Consider the following 18,957-nt stretch of genomic DNA (forward strand, 5'->3'; position numbering starts at 1 on the left):
GGTGTTGCTACAGATGTCGCTGCTGGCACAGATCATATCTGCTACCTAGAGAGTGGTGCTGTTACTTGTGTAGGCAGTAACTCAGCTGGACAGAGTACTGTACCTACACTGAGCAAGACTCCAACTTCAGTTCACGCTGGCGCTGACTGGAGTTGCGCTGGATTTACTGATGGCACCTATACTTGCTGGGGAAGCAAGGCTGGTTGGTAAGAGTACAGACACGGCTTCCATAGTTCTCCTTGCTGCAGAACTGCTGTTATTCTGAAGCAATCTGACAACCTTTGAAGCCCTGAATCACTACTCGTGGTCCAGGGCTTTTTTGTTTATCCACAAACTCCCTCATCTGCCTTTCAGCCAGCTTCTCCCTATGGGAGTAGGAAAATTGCGTCTGGTCTAAACTCACCGATTTGCAAATAAATTTGGATTCAACGTAGTCTGAAAACTGTCACCTAGCTTGGAGAGTTGAGAACACACAAGCCGTCGATGAGAGTTTTGTAAAGATAGAAATTGAGAGAAGAATGAAAAGCTTATCAGAATACGATCATTCTGCCTAAGGGCCACCTGATCTCTGAGACAGATGGTAAATGATCCAATGCTTTGAAGACCGATCCAGAAAACGATTATCTACTGAGCATGCAGACCGTTCGACCAGCAGAAACATGCCCACTGACATCGCCAGCGGAATGACACCACTTGCTGAGGCTGGAAGGAAACGACAGCTCGACACGGCGAAATAGATCTCTAAAGGTAGGGTCCGTATCGTTTCATCAGCGATCATCAGGTTTGAATTGAGTTCTCCCAATAAAAGCGCAAAAGCGAAACTAAAGACCTAGCAACTAGGTTGGTCACTGCCAAGGCCAGAGTACCATTTTCCAGAAACGTAGACGTGGGATATGAGGGATCTTCGATTCAGTGTGCCATTGAGCGCGAATGGCTCTCCCAGTGGCAGCACCAAGCGGAGCCAGTAGGGGCATCCCAGGATCACTTGCAATGGTGCAACAATCCAAAAAAGGAAGCTACCCCACGATTTGCTGATGGATTCCTACAGAGAATTTAAAATTCGAACCTACAGCAGTTAATTTTTACTAGAAGAATGCCTGATGAGGAGAGCGCGAAGAAAGGAGAGAAGAAATCGTTGGCAAAGGACAAAAAAAAATGTGCTACAGTTAAATCAGCAGATATTCCGTCAGGATGTCTTGTTGTGTTGGGCCCCTGTATCCGTTGCCAAACCATCCGGATGCCGGGGCTTTTGCATTTGTATGTACGCAAAGTTGGATCGAGTTTTTACCAGTTTTTTATATTTATAGTTCTACCTCTTCTGAGTGTCAATTATTTTTCAGACAACCCTAAAAAGAATAATTATTGAAATTCAATAATATATAAAATATTTTTTCAATCAGAAAGTCTGATTTAATCAATTTTTGTCATAATTTTTAAACAAAAATCGGACATAAAAGCAGTATTAAAAGAAAATTACAATTTAATCACTCATTTTAAAGCTGAGTTCCTAAAATTTCTTGTCACGTTTATGCGATAATTTTGGAGAATGAAAAATAAACGAGAAGAAAAAACACATGAATCACATCAAGAGAATTCCAGATTATACCAATCTCCTGGAAGAGCTAAGCTCCACGGAAACCTGGTATCTTGATCTAACTACCATGAAATTCCTAGAGGTGAGTGAGAAGACCTACGATATTTATGGAGTCGGTAAGGAAGCTCCGCCCAGCTACGAGGACTTTTTATTCAATTGTGGATAGAACCTCATCACTTTCAACAACCTGTCACTGAAACTCTCAATCATAGGATCAGGCCCGCCTGTCAGTCAATTTCCCTGACACAATTCTGTGGGATGCAGTAAACTTAAATTTTGCAAACTTGGATATTTGGAGTCATGGAGACCAAAGATCGACGCCACCATCTCGCAAAGGCACACTTCGCCTCCTGCGGTCACGTTGGCTCGGTCGGTTTCAGGTGTTTTACGACAAGGAAACCCAAAGATCGACATGGCTACCTCTCAATGTTCTCACACTTTCTTGGGCAACAGTATTTTTCAGTCGGCAGATTGCTCAACTAAAATAGTGACTTTTTTTAGTTATTTTCCAAAAAGATTACTCTCTCAGCAGAGCAGTTCGTTCGACCAGCAAAAACAAGCCTACCGACATCGCCAGCAGAATAACTCCAACCGCAGAGGCCTGATGGAAACGATAACCAGACAAAGCCGAATAGATCTCCAAGGGTAGCGTTCGTACTGTTTCATCAGCGATCATCAGGATGGAATTGAGTTCTCCCAAGGAGAGCGCAAAGGCAAACCCAAAGGCCAGCAGCAAGGTCGGTCGCAGCCAGGGCCAGAGGACAATCCTCCAGAAACGCAGACGTGGGATGCAAAGTATCTTCGATTCAGTGTGCCACTGAGCGGGAATTGCCCTCCAAGTTGGTAGCACCAAGCGGAGCCAGTAAGGGCATCCCAGGATCGCATGCAAGGCAGCAGCAATCCAAAAAAGAGAGACACTCCCCGCAAGCCATGACTGGTTTAGATGAAACCAGGCCACCCCAAAGACCACCGTGGAAAAAGCCATCGGCAAGAGAATCAGCCCTTCCAATCCCGCTCTCAAGCGTAGCGGTACACGTTCCAACCAAATCAGCAGCCCAGCACCAAGGAGCGAAGCGAGCAGTGCGCTCGTCAACCCAATCCGAAATGAATTCCACAAGGCGGAAAAGAAACGATTGTTCTCCCTCTCAGCAAAGAGAACTTGATAAGCATCCCAGGTAAAAGCATCTGCTTGTCTTAGGGAATCAAACACGATGGCCAAAAGAGGACCAACCCCAAAAGTCAGTGCAGCTACCAACCAAGCCAAGCCCAGCCAGGCTTCGGGTCGTCTCAGTCGAAGTTGATCAGGAAGCCAGAGTCGGGGTAGTGACTGCTGTCGTATTGGACGCTGTTTGCGATGCTGCTTGAGCAGGAGCAACAAGGTGAAGATTGCCAGTCCAGACTGCAAGAGTGACAACACTGCAGCTCCTGAAAAATCCAAATCAATCCGTGCCAGTTGATAAATCAATACCTCGATCGTCGTGTGGCGGACACCTCCTCCCAACACTAGGATGATGGCAAAGCTGTTCAAGCAGAGTAAGAAGATCAGGGTGAAGGCTCCCAAAATCGAAGGAAGAATCAACGGCAGCGTCACAAGCAAGAAGTTGTATAAGGGGGAATGACCAAGCATTCGTGCTGCCAGCGAATACTTTGCAGAGATTCTCTCCCATTGATCCCCAATCAGCCGCATCGCCAGTGGGAAGTTGTAAAAGACATGGCCCAGCAGGATCCCATTGAGTGAATAGAGGAATTGAACTGGAGGTTCTTTGAGCCCGAAGAGGGACATCAGCGCTTGGTTGACCCAACCCTGATTCCCAAAAAACAGGACCATCGCCAGCACTACTAAGATGGAGGGCAACAGGAATGGCAGGTAAGCAAAACGTTGCAGGGCCGCTCGTCCCGGGAAGTCATAGCGAGTCAGCAGCCAAGCCCCGGGAAGGCCCAGCAGGATGGAAAGAACAGCACTCCAGAACGCCTGCTCCAAAGAGAATCCAAGAACTCGTAGGTTCCAGGGATCAGCTAAGAACTCCAACAGGTAGTCCAAGCGCAGAACCGAGACCCCGGGTTGGAGAGGGTCCTGACCACCCAGAAACAACAGCAGCGGCAAGTAAAATCCACCTACCAGCAACAGCATAGCCAGGATCTGCAAGAAGCCAGGAAGCAAACGCTCCAGGAGTTGGCTCATTTACTCACTGCGCCATTGTCCGCGACCAGCTTCGAAGCCACCGTTCATTGTTTTCCTCAATTTCTTCTGGGGAGAGAGTGAGCGTCTTGGCCGGACGCACCGCAGCTTGATAGGAATCTGGCAAGGCTTTTTCCGGCGCCACAGGGTACATCCAGTTGGTTAATGGAATCACATCCTGAAAGCCAGAGGTGAGCATGAAGTCAATGAATTCACGAGCTCGCTGTTGGTTCTTAGCGCCCTTGAGAATCCCTGCGAATTCAACCTGACGGAACATGCCCTCCAGAAAATCCAGTGCCTTGTAGCGCTCCGTCTGCTCATACTCTACGTGGTAGGCTGGACTAGTGACGTAGCTTAGTACAATCGGCACCTCCCCCTTGGTGAACATGCCATAAGCTGAAGACCACCCGTCCGTGATCGTTAGCAGATTCGGACGCAAACGATCCCAATATTCCAGATAGCCCTCTTCTCCATAAACCGCAACGGTCCAATGGAGCATTGACAAGCCAGGTGAGGAAGTTTTTGGGCTCTGAATCACGACCTTGCCTGCAAAACGTGGATCACTCAGATCAGCAAGACTCGTTGGTGGTGAGCTCAACCGTTCAGAGTCGTAGATAAAGGCAATGTACCCATAGTCAAAGGGAGTGACACGGTATTCAGAATCAAGCCGCAGCTCTTCAGGAACACGATCCAGGTTGGGGGAGCGATACGGCTCCCAGAGATCATGCTTGAAAGACTTGGCCAGTTCACTGTCATTGACACCCAACAGCACATCCGCTTTGGGATTGGCTTTTTCCAGGATTGTCCGGCTCAGTAAAGAACCAGAGTCCCCAGGGGCGATCACTTGGACCTTGCAAGAACACTGTTCCTCAAAAGCCTTGAAGACCACAGGTCCTGGACCCCATTCAGTATTGAAGGAGTCATAGGTGTAGACCACTAGGTCTTGAGCAAATGCAGGCAGTGCAAGGGTCGTTAACAGTAGAATGCCGGCAAGCCAGCGAGATAGTTTTTGTTTGAGCACGAGCGTGTTCCTCAACAAGGAGTTGACAAAAAGTGAGTCTGGGTTGATGAAAATCAACCATCCTGAGTCACTGGATCACGCTTCGACGGGGAGAGATGCAAATAATCGGAGATGCAGTACGCAGGCACTTGAGAAAGTGCAGCTGGAGGCATCGTTTTCCTGCGCCGGCATTATCCGGATCAGGTTCCAAGGGTTTTCTCTCAGGCAGCCAAGCCACCACCCCTAACGAAGCCCTAACAGAGTAATTTTGGACTTTTTGCTTGTCAATCTCCATGTTGAGTCCGACTACAAATTTTCCATTGCGCCTCCTCCAAGCTTCGTCTGCCTCGACTCTTTGCAGCATCTTCAGTATCACCCACCTCCCAAGAGTCTGTGAGCCCATTCACTCAAGTGTTTCATCGAGAAGAACCATGACACTACAACAAAGGATCTGGGAGATCGTAGAGATGCACGAAACCCAGGAAGCCTACTGGTTTGATAAGTTCATCATCTCCCTGATTAGTCTGAACCTGATTGCCTTCGTTTTGGAAACTGATCCTGATCTAGCTGCCGAATTCGGTCATTGGTTCCGTACCTTTGACGCGATTTCCATTGGTATTTTTACGGTTGAATTGGCTGCTCGACTCTACGCTTGTCCATCCGAACAGCGATTTTCTGGCAAGTTCGGAAGGTTACGCTACCTATTCTCTCTACATGGATTGGTCGATCTATTGGCAATTCTGCCCTTCTATCTGCAATTGATCTTCAGCTTCTTTGCCTTTGATGCTCGTTTCTTGAGAATTCTCAGGGTCCTGCGATTTTTGAAAGGCTTCCACTATTCACGGTCTCTACAACGGTTGACCCAGATTTTTGCTGGCAAATCAGAAGAGTTGCTCTCTTCACTGATCGTGATGCTCTCCCTGCTCTTTGTCACCTCGACCCTGATGTACTATGCAGAGCACGAAGCGCAACCGAATAAATTTGGTAGTATCATAGAGTCGATGTGGTGGGCCGTAGCGACGCTGACCACCGTGGGCTATGGGGATGTCACTCCAATCACCAGCTTGGGGCGCTTCCTGGGCGCTGCTTCCGCAATCATTGGAATTGGCTTGTTTGCGATTCCCACCGGCATTCTAGCTGCCGGCTTTGCAGAGCCTAACGATCCCATGGAGTCTAAAGAAATCGAAAAGAAGCCTTCCCACAAAGTCTGCCAACACTGTGGACAGACACTGGATTGAAATAGATCGCCATCAATCAGTAGAGGAATTGACAATGGATAAAGAAGTCAAAAAGCGGCAGCAGCTGATCTGGAGAATCCTGGAAAACCATGAGACACCCGTTGGCATGTGGGTGGATCGGCTGGTGATCGTTCTGATCGGACTGGACCTGCTGATCTACGTGCTGGAAACGGACAGTGAGTTCGAAGCAGAATACGGGGACACCTTCTTCTGGTTTGATGCCTTTTCCGTCACTATTTTCATCTTAGAATTTTTGCTCCGACTTTACGCCTGCCCAGCTGTCACCAAGTTCGCAAGTCAGGATGGGCGCATCCGCTACTTACTGACCCCCTATGCCTTGATGGATTTTTTGGCAATCCTACCCTTCTTTCTGCACGGCATTGCCGATATACGGTTTTTACGAATACTTCGCTTGCTTCGCATCTATCGGCGATTTCATTACGCAAGAGCCTTCGATGATCTCAAGAGAACACTCCGAGAAAAATTACTGGAAATCGCAAAGTCATTGTTTGTGATGATTTGTCTGCTCTTTGTTATATCCAGCATGATGTACTATGCGGAACGTCATGAAAATCCAGAGGCGTTTGGAAGCATCCTCAGAGTCATGTCTTGGGCTGTCAGCACACCATTTACAGTAGGATTTGGCGGAGCTACCCCAACGAGTTTCCTTGGTCAATTGTTAGGCTCTCTCGTGGCACTTCTTGGTATCGGTGTCTTTGCGGTACCCTCTGGAATCGTTGCATCTGCATACTTCGAAACAAGAAGAAATTCACCTGAGCCTGTTTTAAGTGCAAAAGAATCGATGGAGGAACCCAATGATAATGAGGGAACCAAACACGCTGCCAACTTTCATTAGGATTCATAGATCATTTTGTAAATTCCTCTAACTTCAGTAACTGGACGCTATTCAGTTCTAATCTACTAAACATCTTTTTTTCATTTTCTCGATTTTTTGATTGCCAAAACCAGTTTCGGGTAATCTGCTTTCCGAAACCGGTTTTGGCAACTCAATTAGCGATTATGAAAATCACCATTCAAGATCTTGCAGATCATTTAGGGATTTCCAAAGGGACGGTTTCCAGAGCACTACGGGGTTACGCTGACGTTTCTGCCTCGACGGTAGCGTGAGTTCAGCAAGCCGCGAAGGAATTAGGCTACCAACCCTCCGCTGTAGCCCAGGGAATCAAAACGGGTTTGGCCTGCTCTGTTGGCTTGATCCTGCTGCCCAAATCTCGGGCTGCAAGTCGTCCATTTCTGATGCAATTCATTAATGGGATCTTCACCTCGATTGCCAAGCAGGGCTATACATTGACGGTGGCAACTGCACAATCTGATGCAGAGATGGTTGAGCTTCATCGTGATCTGTTTGTTCAACGCAAGGTTGATGGATTTATCCTACCTCGAACGATGCATGACGACCCACGCATTCAGATCCTCGATCAATTGAAGGCTCCTCTGGTGCTTTACGGACAAACAGAGAACCTAACCCAGTACTCCTGGTTCGACATCAACCAGGTTGAGTGCTTCCATAGAGCAACAGCTCGCTTGTTGGCTTTTGGGCACAGACACTTAGCATTTCTGGGAGGAGATGCTCAGTTATTTTACAACAGCCTCCGTAAAAAGGGTGTGGAACTCGGAATCGAGGAGTTCGATCAAGAAGAAGTTCAACTGCAGATCTTTGAAAACATCACCACGGTTCCAGATGGGTTGGATTGTGCGATGAGATTGCTGAAATCTCCACAACCTCCGACGGGTTTCCTTTGTGCCTTGGATCTTGCTGCACTTGGAGTCATTCGAGCCACAAAGCAACTGGAGTTGATCCCTGGAGAGCATATCTCAGTAATCGGGTATGAAGGGATTCCCGAGGGGGAATTCAGCGAACCAGGTCTGACCACCTTTGCAGTGGATCAATATGAGGCTGGCTTCCAATGTGGAGTCAAGTTGATGCAATTAATCCACGAAAAAGGGGCCAAGGTCACTGGAACGCTGACCACAGCAGTGTTGCTGGAGCGGGGCTCCGACGGTCCAGCCTGTCTCAATTCTAGTGAATTAGCGACTTTCATCCGTAGTCGCAAACGCTTGCTTTCATCCTAAAAGACACCCCACATCCTGGTCCGCCAAAATGGGAACTCCTCCTTGGAAGAAGAAACCAACTTCCACATGCGATTTCTACCTGAATACGTTCATCTCTTCAATGTAGAGGGGAAAGCACTAACCAAAAACACTTGATCTCTTTGTACATTCTCCGATTGTTGTCTACTCTCCCAGCAACCATAGTTTGAAAGTTTGCCAGAACTAGTCAGCCCTTCCTCCAGACCTACTTTCCTAAGGTTGTGCGATTGAATCCTATCTTTGACGTTATCTTCCCAGTTTTTGCCATCATCGGTATGGGCTACGGTGCAGCTAAGCTCAACTGGGTCAAGGAATCGACAGTGGATGGTCTGAGTGATTTCACCTACCACTTTGCAGTTCCAGTGATGTTGGTGCAGACGATCTCCCGCTCCTCATTGCCTGACCAAGTACCCTGGGCCCTTCTGTTCTCCTACTATGGAGCCTCGTTCAGCGTATTGACGCTAGGATTCCTAAGCTGTCGTGCTTTGCTAAGACGAGATTTTGGAGACAGCGCGATGCATGGTTTCACCAGCACGTTCCCAAACACGGTTTTACTAGGCATTCCAGTAGTCTTGATGACTTTTGGGAAAGAAGCGACAGTGCCCTTGTTCCTGATCATCAGTCTGCATTCAACATTACTCCTGCCTGTGATTACGACTCTGATGGAGATTGCCAAGGGACGCAATGCCTCACTCTCAAAAGTCACCCAAAATGCCTTGCGAGGTGTTGCTACCAATCCGATTATCCTGAGCCTGGTTTCAGGAATTCTGATGAACCTGTTCAACCTCCGATTACCGGAACCACTTGATCCTGTTGCAGAATTGATGGGGGATGCAGTCACCCCATGCTCGCTGTTTGCTTTGGGGGCGACACTCACCCGGTTTCGGATTGCAGGACGCTGGAAGGACATGGGGATGGTAGTGGTAGCAAAACTACTCCTGCATCCAATGATTGTTGCTTTTCTAGCTCTGGTTGTTTTTCAGTTGGAGTATGAGCTCTGGGTACATGTAGCGATTCTAATTGCAGCTCAACCCGTTGGTGTGACTCCCTATCTGTTTTCTTCGCGTTATCAGGTCAACGTTGCTCTTGCTAGCAATGCAATGTTGATCACCACTTTACTCGCTCCGATCACCCTGTCGACGCTGTTGTGGTTCTTTCACCGGTAGTCCATCCCTCTCTTTTTGTCTGTATTTGCTAAAAGTCTTTTGAACTTTTACTTTTCTTCATCAACAGATTCCTTCCCCAACTGGTGAGCGGTTTCAAAGCCGCATGTATTTTACTGGCATGGGCTATCAAAATTGCCCCACGCTCTGGAGGCAAACAATATCAATCCAACCGGAAGGCGGCCAGTGATGCAGAAGCACTGTTAGACGTTTTAAGGAGGAGTGAGGCCACTCCGAAAAAAGAGCGACCAGCATACAAGGAAAGGAACTTGGTGGAGAAAATTACGGCTTGATATAGGTGTAGCCCTGGATCTGCAGGTTGGAGAGTTCTGCAACACCACTTGGGACAACATCATCCTGGGAGGCATCGTATAGATCTTCCTCCAAGTTGATATTGCGACCCTTCAATGTGTTTGCGCAGACATGAAAGCGCACTCCCTGATTCTTCAAACCTGTAATTCGGGTTTGCATCTCTTCATTTGCATTCCCACGCTTCATCTTAGTGCCTTCCACTTCATCCGGATACAGCAACACCGCAAGCCCATTCCCGTGCATTACCACGCGGATATCCATGTTTTCAGCTCCGACTGCGTTGATGTGATTTTGAATATTGCGCAAGGCGCCTGTGTTCTGTTGTGGATTGTCCCCATTGATGTGATAAACGACTTTTTGCTTGCCGTAGCCCAAGGCGCTTGAACACACCGCTAGGATTAAGCCAGTTCCCAACAGCATAATTTTCAGAAGATTTTTCATTCTTCCTCCTCTTTATTACATTTGAGTATTCAAAATAATTTATACAATAAGCGCTTTTTTTTTAGAAAGATCAGAAGGGAAAGTCAACTAGAATCTGTCAAACAATATCCAGAACCCCTCACTCAGCGACGCACAAAGAGAGATTCACTTTGCCAGAGCGACTTCAACTCCAGTTGACGGGACACCTCCTTGATTGGCCCAATGAATTGCCAAGATCGACAGAGCACTCCCGAAGAAATAGCCGATGACCAAAGGAGCAATAGATTGGTCATAAAGTTGTCCGATCACAGAACCAAAAGTGACTCCGATCGTGGTGGATAGGAAGCCCACAATCGCAGCTCCAATCCCAGCAATGTGCCCCAATGTCTGCATTGCCATTGCGTTTAGATTTCCAAAGAGAATGCCCATACAGAAGAACGTGACCTGTAGGTACAAAATTAACAACAGCAGAGAAGGTTGGCCATTATGCAACCAAGCAATTCCAAGAAAGCCCAAACTCCAGATTGAAATAGCTGGACAGGCAATGCCAATCATCCGGCGCATCCCGTAACGCATCACCAAGCGAGAGTTTGCAAAGAACGCTGCACCGATTGAAAGAGCCAACAGGGCAAAGTACAGCGGAAAATCTTCTCCAAGGCCATATTGAATTTGCAGGATCTGCTGAGACATCGAAAGGTAGGCGGCAAAGGGGCCAAAAATTAACCCAGCCGCAATTGTGTGTCCAAAAGCGTGGCGATTCAGGCCAACCTCTTTAACACCAGCAATCAGTCTCTGAGGTGTGAAGGGAATCCGCCTTTCCAGTTTCAAGGTCTCGGGTTGACGCAGTCCAAACCAGATTGAGACGATGGCCCCTAGCCCAAGAAAGAGAGCAAAGATCCCCTGCCAATTCCAGATGTGCAGGATGCCCTGACCAACAGCTGGTGCAATCGCGGGTACAAGGATGAACACCGACATCACGAAGGACATCACTTTTGCCATCGAATCACCAGAGTAGAGATCTCGGATCAGCGCAATGCTGACAATCCTTGGCCCCGCCAAGCCAACCCCCTGCAAAACACGACCAAGGAGCATCATTGTGTAGCTCGTTGAGAAAACCGAGACCAGGCAGCCAATGCTGAACAAACCAATTCCCAGCTGAATCGCAGTTTTGCGTCCAATACTATCGGACAGAGGTCCGAACAGGAGTTGTCCGAGTGCCAATCCGAGAAACAATAGGCTAATCACAAGTTGCGCATCATTCGGATGATCAATCTGAAGGGTAACTCCAAGTTCCTGCAAAGCAGGGATCATCGCATCAATGGTCAAAGCCACCAACGATTGCATCAGAGCCATTAAACCAACAAATTCTGGAAGGGAGGGCGTCCGCTCAGGACGAGCAAAAAGACTCATACGCGATTGGGTTCCTGCTTAAGGAAAATAAAAATCGAGATAGAAAAGTGATTTCTGGATCAGAAACGAAGGAATGGGAGCAGTTCATCGAGAACTTGCTCTGGTGATTCCTCTGGCAGGTAGTGTCCACAGTTCAGGGCGGTACCACTGACATGGTTGGCTCGTTCACGCCAAACTTCGAGAACCTCATACTTACGATGCACAAGGCCCTTCTCTCCCCATAGTGCCAACAGGGGACATTCAATTTTTAGATGCAGATCTGAGGTGTCATGCTCTAAGTCAATACTTGCAGCTGCTCGATAGTCTTCACAGGAGGCATGAATGGTTTCTGGATTTCGGAAGCAGCGCAAGTATTCAGCAAAGGCTTCGGGGGCAAAGATGGAATCAGGAGAACTCCAGCGTCCCATCTTCTCAGTGAGGTAGTATTCGGGATCGGCTCCAATCAGTCGCTCCGGTAGGCCATTGGGCTGAATCAGAAAAAACCAGTGGTAGTAGCCCGTCGCAAATTCCTGATCTGTGGTCTTGAACATGTGATGAGTTGGAGCAATGTCCATCACACAGGCTCGTTCCACACGCTCTGGATGATCAAGGATCATCCGGTGTAACACCCGAGCTCCACGGTCGTGTCCGGCTACGGCAAACTGCTGGTAGCCAAGCTCTTTCATCACCTCAACCATGTCCTTGGCCATCTCACGCTTGGAGTAGGGCTCATGATCGATCGTAGACTCTGGTTTTGAGCTGTCTCCATAACCACGCAAATCTGGACAGATGACGTGAAATTCTTCTGCCAATTGTGGAGCTACGCGGTGCCACATCATATGTGTTTGTGGATAGCCATGAAGCAGCAGCAGAGGCCTCCCTGCCCCTCCATGAACCAGGTTGATTTCCGCTCCCCGGGTCTGAATCCGAGCTGCTTCAAAGCCTTCAGCAAAGGTTGATTTATTGCTCATTGTATTGAATTTTTTCCACAAAATATTTCCTAAAAACTTAGGATCAGATTCATTTCTCTCTTGCGTGAGTTGCTAAAAAGCAAGAACCTGCCACTAGACTTGATCACATTTGTTATTTTTAAGATTGAACCTCTTTTTCATAAGGAACAAGTGTTGTTGAACGACATCGGTTCCATCTCTTTGCTCAGCCAGGAAATTCATGATTCTCTACGCCTTCCCCATCAGTAACTTCTGCAGCAAGGTCAAAATTGTCCTGAGACACAAACAGATTCCCCACAAGATCTTACCACCACCGAGTGGGTATGGGTCAGCTGAATACAAGCAGATCGTCCCAACCGGCAAAATCCCAGGATTAGTGGATGATCAATTGGTACTCTCTGAATCAGAAGCCATCAACGAATATCTAGAAGAAAAGTATCCGAATCCTGTAATGCTTCCGGGTGATCCTGCAAAACGGGCTCTGATTCGTCAACTCTCAAGACATCATGATCTTGCAGTGGAACCCATTATCCGCTCCCTGTTTGGCCAAGTCGCTTACCAGAATCGAAACACAGAGGTCTTGGAGGCCAAGGCTGCTGAACTCCAAAAGCGGCTCAACATGTTGGCTGAGTTGGTAGATCCTCAACCGTTCTTGCTGACTTCAGAACTGTCTCTAGCTGATGTGGGGTATGCCCCAACACTACTATTGGGAGAGTTGATGTGGGAGTGCTTTGGAATGTCCTGGAACCTACAGTCACGACTGAAAGAATGGCAGCAGAATATTCAGAAGGTCCCCGCTGTCTCAGAAACTCTTCAGGAAGCCCGCGAAGCCACGGTCACGTGGATTGCCAGCAAGCAAGGATGATTTCTGCTCATGCACTATTTTTATCTGGCGCTGGCGATCCTGGGTGAAGTGATTGGGACCAGTTTTCTCAAGGCCACAGAAGACTTCACCAAACTCTGGCCCAGCCTGGTTGTGGTACTTGGCTATGGTGCCGCCTTCTACTTCCTAACCCTCTCCCTGAAGGTGATTCCTGTGGGGATCGCTTATGCCACCTGGTCGGGGATTGGGATTGTGCTGATTACTATCATCTCGATATTTATCTACAAACAGGTCCCCGACTGGGCTGCCATTGTTGGGATGGCCTTGATCATCGCTGGAGTGGGAGTCATTCAGTTATTTTCCAAGACGGTGCATCCTTAGTAAATTAAAAGTGCAACTCTTGAAAATAATTGAAAACTCTCTGAATTATTTTTGTGCCACAAAATCCTTGACAATCTAGCAGATTCTAATAAAAGAACTGGTATGATAAGTATACCGCTAAAAAAGAATCACATAAAAAGAAAACGACTTTACGAAGAAGTTGTTGAGCGAATTCAACAACTGATTAATTCGGGGGAGATTCGGCCAGGGGACTCTTTACCATCAGAGAGAGAACTGATGGAAATTTATGGAGTAGGAAGGCCAGCAATTCGAGAAGCACTCCTTACTTTACAGAAGGCAGGATTTGTTTCTGTGAGTGGGGGAGGGCGAACTAAAGTTATTGAACCAACTGCAGAGCATATTGTTGAATCTTTATCAACGGCAGCACATCACTGGTTGGGGCATCCAGAGGGTGTCAAAAACTTTCAAGCAGCCAGAAAATTCTTCGAGTGTGGTCTTGCGAGATATGCAGCGCAACATGCAACAGAAGATGACCTCCAGCTGTTAATGAAAGCGTTGCAAGTAAATAAGGATTCAATGAATAACTCTAAACTTTTTGCACAAACAGATGTTGATTTTCATTATGTCTTAGCTATGATCCCAAAAAATAGCATATTTAAAGGGATTCATGCTGCTATCTCTGAATGGTTAATAGATCAAAGACATACAGCTTTAAGTTCACCAGGTGAAAATAAGATTGCATACCAAGCCCATAAAGAAATTGCTGAGGCAATTTTCAAGAAAAATGCGGATTTAGCTGAAAGTCTAATGGAAAACCATCTAGATCAGGTTGCTGAAGCTTATTGGGAAATTACAAAAAGCCAGGAGATGGCATTGAAAGACCAAAACAGCTAATTAATCATGTTTTTACACAATTCAATTGATCATAGAAATAAAGTCAAAATATGAGTTTAAATTATACATTTTTGAGAAATTTAGAATCAAAGGAACTGATTACGGGGATAATGATTTTTGAGTTTTTTAATCTTGGTCTGCCAAAGATTCTCAAAGAGTGTGGTGCAGATTTTGTGATATACGATGCCGAACACAGTGGTGTGGGCATAGAAACAATCAAGATGATGGTAGCAGCAGGAAGGGAGTTAGACCTTTACCCAATTGTCAGAGTGCCTAGTTTAGACCAAAACTCAATATCACAATACCTAGATGCAGGGATCAAAGGCATTATGGTGCCAAATGTTAAATCCGCTAAAGAAGCAAAACAGATAGTGAAACTAGCCAAATATAGGCCAATTGGTGAGAGAGGTATTGCTTTCAATGTTGCGCATGATCATTACAGTCCAGATGATCCAGAAAAAAAGATTCGAGAAGCAAACAGTAGCAATACTGTCATTGCAATGATTGAGAGTAAAGAAGGAGTTGAGAACTGCGAAGAAATTTTGTCAGTTGAAGGAATTGATATGGGATGGCTAGGTCATTTTGACTTAACAGACTCACTGGGAGTGTTAGGTAATTTCCAACATGAATTATTTACTGAAAGTGTAGAGAAAGTTTCTAAGGCAGGTAAATTAACTAATAAACCACTTGGGTTTCTGGATATTAATCAGTCTATGCTACTACAGTTTAGAAAATTGGGTTTTTCGGTACTTGGTTATGGACATGAAGTGTTGGTCTTTCAAAAGGCATTCAAGGATGGGATAAAAATGATGAAACATTTAAAAACAGGAGGAAATATGTAAAAACAATTTTTCATCAGTGATTAAAATAATTTCTTACAATATGAGGTGTAAAATGAGGAATTTCATACTAGCAATTGCAGGTATTGTGATCGGGACAGTAGCCCATGCTGAGATATTGATTGGGTTTGGTGCACCAGCTCTCGATGGTGGACAAAGAGCCATCATGAATGGATTTGTCTCAAAAGCAGAGGAGAAAGGTTGGGAGGTGATCGTATCGAATGCTAATTCAGATGCACAACAGCAAGCAAACCAATTGGACAATTTCATTGCACAGGGGGTCGATGCAATTGTCACGGTACCGGTAGATAGCAAAGCTGTTTGTTCCTCAGTTGAAAGAGCTCAAGATGCTGGGATTCTTTTCTATACTATAGATCGTTCAACCATTGGTTGTAAGGTTAATATGACAGTTCAGGCTGATAATTATTTGGCGGGACAGCAGGCAGCTGAGGAATTGGTCAGGCTTCTCACTGTCAAGCATTCAAAAGCCAAGGGAACAGTCTTAGAACTACAGGGGAATATGGGGCAAAACGTAGCCCAGTTGAGAGGTGGAGGCTTTAACGATGTAATGAAAAAGCACCCTGACATCAAAGTCATTAGCAAGCCAACTCAATGGCAAGCAGAGAATTTTGGTCAGGCTACACTAGATGTCGTGGGATCAAATGCAATTGATGGCATCTATTATCACTCTGATTGTGTGGGAACACGACCAATCTCAGCGGCACTGGATCAACTGAATAAGAACTATAAAAGAGGTCACAAAGACCACATCTTCAGAGTGGCTGTGGACGGCTGCAGTGACGGATTGCAGGCAATCAAGGATGGCTGGAGTGACCAGGCCTCAAGCCAACCACTGCCAGACTTCGGAATCATAGTCAATTGGATCGAGAAAGAACTGAATAATGAGCAGATTCAACTAGGAAGTGTAATCCAGCAAGGAGCACCTTGGTCGCCTGCAAAGATATTCGAAAGTGACTCAGGCTTGATGCTAAATCTAGCAACATCTAATGTCACTTCAGCAAATGTATATAACCCTGCTTTATGGGGTAATATCAAGTAAGTGTTTAAACAAATACTGGGACAACAATAATCAGGTCCCAGTATTCAAATAAAAGGGAGAAAGAAAAAGAACTTATAAGCCCAATGAGATTCCTCAATTTAATTTTAAACAACCTGATCTGGTTTCTCGTCTTTTCAGCATTTATCTTCTTTTCGGTTGCCTCCGATAGATTCCTTAATCCTGTTACAATCAGTAATATCTTAATCAGTATTTCTGCGTTGGGATTTCTTGTCTTAAGCCAGTCTTACACATTTATTACTGGAAACTTTGATCTATCAGTCGAATCAACCTTAGCTTTTACTGCGATGGTTGCAGCTTTACTGATTATCTCCTCAGAAAATGGTGGACTTGATATTGGATTGCATTACATCTGGGCAATCCTAATTATGCTTATCATCGGAATAAAGATTGGCTTGTTCAATGGTTACCTAATCACAAAGATAAAGGTAAACAATCTAATTGTTACAATTGCAATGTTATTTCTTCTGAGAGGGTTAACATATGGAATTTCTCCAGGTACGACAATCAGCTTTTTTCCAGATGGTTTTAGATGGCTTGGCAATGATTCCATCATCAAATTTAGTATTGATGGCTATCGTGGCAAATTAGTAATACCAGTTTCAGGTCTACTAGTTACATTAGCATTTATAATTGCGTTCTTTCACACAAAATATACACAGTTTGGAAGAAATATGTATGCAATTGGTGCTGACAAAGAAATTGCAAGAAATAATGGTATAAATGTCGATCGCACAATTATAATAGTGTACATGATCGCAGGATTATGTGCAGCTATTGCAGGAATCATAATCGCAGGACGATTAAACAGTGCTACACCAACAATGGGGCATGGAATCATCTTTACTGTACATGCTGCAGCAATTATTGGTGGTATGAGTATTTATGGAGGAAGAGGAAATGTTGTCGGTGCTTTCGGAGGAGTTTTGCTCTGGGCAATTCTGGACACAGGACTCAATATTATGCGTGTTTCACCTTTCTGGATTGAAGTAAGTAGGGGACTTCTACTTCTACTTGCTGTACTCATTGAAGCAATAAGAAATAAATACCAGCAAAGAATTCTAACAATCAATAAATTCTCTCGATCAAAAGTGGGCCAAGAAGATCAATTCTACTGGAAACATAGTTAGGAAATGAAAGAAATTTTACAATTAGTTGATATCAGCAAAAGATTTCCAGGTAATCAAGCATTATCCTCCGTATCGGTAACATTCCATGAGAATGAAATTCATGGGATAGTGGGTAAAAATGGTGCAGGTAAGTCAACACTAATGAACATTGTCATGGGGATCATAGATGCTGATGAAGGAGAAATTTTCTTCAATGATACTAAAATTCAGAATGCTCAACCCAGGACTATGATTGAACTGGGAATTACTTTCGTACCACAAAAGCTTCGAATGCTTAACACACTTTCAGTTGCAGAAAATTTATTCTGTGGAAATCTTCCTAAGAATCAGTATGGACTCATCAATTGGAATAAAGTTTATAGGAAAGCGAACGAAGCCTTAAGTAGTATGGGCCTTAATCTAGATTGTAAAATTTCTGTACAAGAGTTAAGTGTTGAACAAAGAACAATGCTAATTATATCTAAAGCAGTTCTTTATGATTCAAAAATAATAATTTTAGATGAACCAACTGCTGTTTTAAATAAAAGAGAAAGAAGATTATTATTTAAATTCATAAATCAGCAAAAGGAGAAAGGAATAAGTTTCATTTTCATTTCTCATCATTTAGAAGAAATTTTCGAAATTTGTGACAATGTAACAGTACTTGTTGATGGGACAAGTAAAGGCACACATTGCGTAAATGAATTAGACATAGAAAAATTAATCAATTTAATGGTCGGAAAAAGCGTAGGTTCGTACAAGAGAACGAATTACATCAGTAATAAGAAAAAAGTTTTTGAGGTAAAAAACTTAACACGGCGGGGTTATTTTGAGAAAATCAACTTTGCTATTCATGAAGGTGAAATTTTGGGAATTTGCGGCCTTGGATCTTCAGGGTTGAATGAATTGATGCAAAGTCTCTATGGAATGGACAGAAGAGGAATTGGTGAGATCAAACTTGAAGGAAAAGATTTTAAAAGTAAAACACCCTCAGAATCAATGAAACAGGGGGTAGCATACTTAACACATGACAGGCATGAGAATGGGTTGATAAATTTCCGCTCTCTTGCAGAAAATATTACTGTGTCTGTTTTAAATAAAATTTCAAATTGGACTTTTATTCGTAATTCAAAAGAAAGACATATAGCTATTGATCAAATTGAAAAGTTAAAAATCCACCCACCTGACCTAGAAAAGGCAATTGACTTATTTAGTGGCGGCAATCAACAAAAAATTATCTTTGGTAGATTATCTGTAATTAATCCTAAATTAATGCTTTTACAGGAGCCAACTCAGGGCGTAGATGTGAATGCCAAAAATGATATTTACAGAATTATAGAAGATCTATCTTTGGATCAAATTAGTATTCTAATCGCATCCTCAGAGATTAGAGAAATGATTAATATTTGTGATCGCATAATTGTAATGAATGAAAATAGATTGGTTGAAGAATTTGCGCATGAAAGTTTTTCATTTGAGAAAATTATGTTATCGATGGAACAGGCCCAATCTTAA

The 18,957-nt window shown here is 44.8% G+C and carries 20 protein-coding genes and 1 riboswitch; of the genes, 14 read left to right on the forward strand and 6 right to left on the reverse strand.

Translation table 11 applies throughout. From position 1 onward, the window contains the following. Both P8O70_06730 and P8O70_06735 read left to right on the forward strand, forming a co-directional pair. The coding region (locus P8O70_06730) for an RCC1 domain-containing protein (protein MDG2196570.1) at positions 1-210 on the forward strand (210 nt) is incomplete at its 5' end. A gap of 374 nt (positions 211-584) precedes the next feature. Next, the gene (locus P8O70_06735) at positions 585-737 is read left to right on the forward strand and encodes a hypothetical protein (GenBank protein ID MDG2196571.1); all 153 of its coding nucleotides are present in this window, start codon (positions 585-587) and stop codon (positions 735-737) included. A 108-nt stretch (positions 738-845) separates the two neighbouring features. Here the strand turns inward: P8O70_06735 and P8O70_06740 are convergent, their stop codons facing one another. After that, complete coding sequence (locus tag P8O70_06740; protein ID MDG2196572.1) at positions 846-974, reverse strand: hypothetical protein; 129 nt, start codon at positions 972-974, stop codon at positions 846-848. Positions 975-1,574: 600 nt separating this feature from the next. Between P8O70_06740 and P8O70_06745 the strand changes: the two genes are divergently transcribed. Next, positions 1,575-1,760 carry a hypothetical protein gene (locus P8O70_06745; GenBank protein ID MDG2196573.1) on the forward strand — a complete coding sequence of 62 codons (186 nt, stop codon included), beginning with the start codon at positions 1,575-1,577 and terminating at the stop codon, positions 1,758-1,760. A 351-nt stretch (positions 1,761-2,111) separates the two neighbouring features. Here the strand turns inward: P8O70_06745 and P8O70_06750 are convergent, their stop codons facing one another. Beyond that, positions 2,112-3,776, reverse strand: a complete 1,665-nt coding sequence (locus P8O70_06750) for an iron ABC transporter permease (protein MDG2196574.1) — start codon at positions 3,774-3,776, stop codon at positions 2,112-2,114. A 4-nt stretch (positions 3,777-3,780) separates the two neighbouring features. Then, the gene (locus P8O70_06755) at positions 3,781-4,794 is read right to left on the reverse strand and encodes a thiamine ABC transporter substrate-binding protein (GenBank protein MDG2196575.1); all 1,014 of its coding nucleotides are present in this window, start codon (positions 4,792-4,794) and stop codon (positions 3,781-3,783) included. A gap of 139 nt (positions 4,795-4,933) precedes the next feature. Then, positions 4,934-5,028, reverse strand: a riboswitch (TPP riboswitch). Positions 5,029-5,204: 176 nt separating this feature from the next. Here P8O70_06755 and P8O70_06760 point away from each other — a divergent pair. The 4 genes from P8O70_06760 (at position 5,205) to P8O70_06775 (ending at position 9,289) form a co-directional block, all read left to right on the forward strand. Next, positions 5,205-6,011: an ion transporter gene (locus P8O70_06760; GenBank protein ID MDG2196576.1), complete on the forward strand. Its 807-nt coding sequence runs from the start codon at positions 5,205-5,207 to the stop codon at positions 6,009-6,011. 34 nt (positions 6,012-6,045) lie between these two features. After that, entirely contained in the window at positions 6,046-6,867 is an 822-nt protein-coding gene (locus tag P8O70_06765) for an ion transporter (GenBank protein ID MDG2196577.1), read from the forward strand. Positions 6,868-7,223: 356 nt separating this feature from the next. Next, positions 7,224-8,105, forward strand: a complete 882-nt coding sequence (locus P8O70_06770) for a substrate-binding domain-containing protein (GenBank protein MDG2196578.1) — start codon at positions 7,224-7,226, stop codon at positions 8,103-8,105. A 239-nt stretch (positions 8,106-8,344) separates the two neighbouring features. Next, positions 8,345-9,289: an AEC family transporter gene (locus P8O70_06775; protein ID MDG2196579.1), complete on the forward strand. Its 945-nt coding sequence runs from the start codon at positions 8,345-8,347 to the stop codon at positions 9,287-9,289. A gap of 279 nt (positions 9,290-9,568) precedes the next feature. Here P8O70_06775 and P8O70_06780 read toward each other — a convergent pair whose 3' ends face one another. From P8O70_06780 to P8O70_06790, 3 genes are all read right to left on the reverse strand, one after another. Then, positions 9,569-10,039 carry a DsrE family protein gene (locus P8O70_06780; GenBank protein ID MDG2196580.1) on the reverse strand — a complete coding sequence of 157 codons (471 nt, stop codon included), beginning with the start codon at positions 10,037-10,039 and terminating at the stop codon, positions 9,569-9,571. A 144-nt stretch (positions 10,040-10,183) separates the two neighbouring features. Beyond that, positions 10,184-11,428, reverse strand: coding sequence for a multidrug effflux MFS transporter (locus P8O70_06785; protein MDG2196581.1), 1,245 nt, complete (start codon positions 11,426-11,428; stop codon positions 10,184-10,186). A gap of 59 nt (positions 11,429-11,487) precedes the next feature. Next, complete coding sequence (locus P8O70_06790) at positions 11,488-12,378, reverse strand: alpha/beta hydrolase (GenBank protein ID MDG2196582.1); 891 nt, start codon at positions 12,376-12,378, stop codon at positions 11,488-11,490. A 199-nt stretch (positions 12,379-12,577) separates the two neighbouring features. On the opposite strand from P8O70_06790, the gene P8O70_06795 reads away from it, so the two are divergent. The 7 genes from P8O70_06795 (at position 12,578) to P8O70_06825 (ending at position 18,957) form a co-directional block, all read left to right on the forward strand. Continuing rightward, complete coding sequence (locus P8O70_06795) at positions 12,578-13,222, forward strand: glutathione S-transferase family protein (protein MDG2196583.1); 645 nt, start codon at positions 12,578-12,580, stop codon at positions 13,220-13,222. Between the two features lie 9 nt (positions 13,223-13,231). Continuing rightward, positions 13,232-13,561 carry a multidrug efflux SMR transporter gene (locus P8O70_06800; GenBank protein ID MDG2196584.1) on the forward strand — a complete coding sequence of 110 codons (330 nt, stop codon included), beginning with the start codon at positions 13,232-13,234 and terminating at the stop codon, positions 13,559-13,561. A gap of 102 nt (positions 13,562-13,663) precedes the next feature. Further along, positions 13,664-14,416: a transcriptional regulator NanR gene (gene nanR / locus P8O70_06805; GenBank protein MDG2196585.1), complete on the forward strand. Its 753-nt coding sequence runs from the start codon at positions 13,664-13,666 to the stop codon at positions 14,414-14,416. Positions 14,417-14,466: 50 nt separating this feature from the next. After that, complete coding sequence (locus tag P8O70_06810; GenBank protein MDG2196586.1) at positions 14,467-15,258, forward strand: aldolase/citrate lyase family protein; 792 nt, start codon at positions 14,467-14,469, stop codon at positions 15,256-15,258. A 52-nt stretch (positions 15,259-15,310) separates the two neighbouring features. Next, a complete protein-coding gene (locus P8O70_06815; GenBank protein MDG2196587.1) occupies positions 15,311-16,315 on the forward strand; it encodes a sugar ABC transporter substrate-binding protein in 1,005 nt (334 codons plus the stop codon). Positions 16,316-16,398: 83 nt separating this feature from the next. Further along, positions 16,399-17,463, forward strand: a complete 1,065-nt coding sequence (locus tag P8O70_06820) for an ABC transporter permease (protein ID MDG2196588.1) — start codon at positions 16,399-16,401, stop codon at positions 17,461-17,463. Positions 17,464-17,466: 3 nt separating this feature from the next. Continuing rightward, complete coding sequence (locus tag P8O70_06825; protein MDG2196589.1) at positions 17,467-18,957, forward strand: sugar ABC transporter ATP-binding protein; 1,491 nt, start codon at positions 17,467-17,469, stop codon at positions 18,955-18,957.

It is taken from the genome of SAR324 cluster bacterium (genome assembly GCA_029245725.1).
In the GTDB taxonomy this organism is placed as follows: Bacteria; SAR324; SAR324; order SAR324; family NAC60-12; genus JCVI-SCAAA005.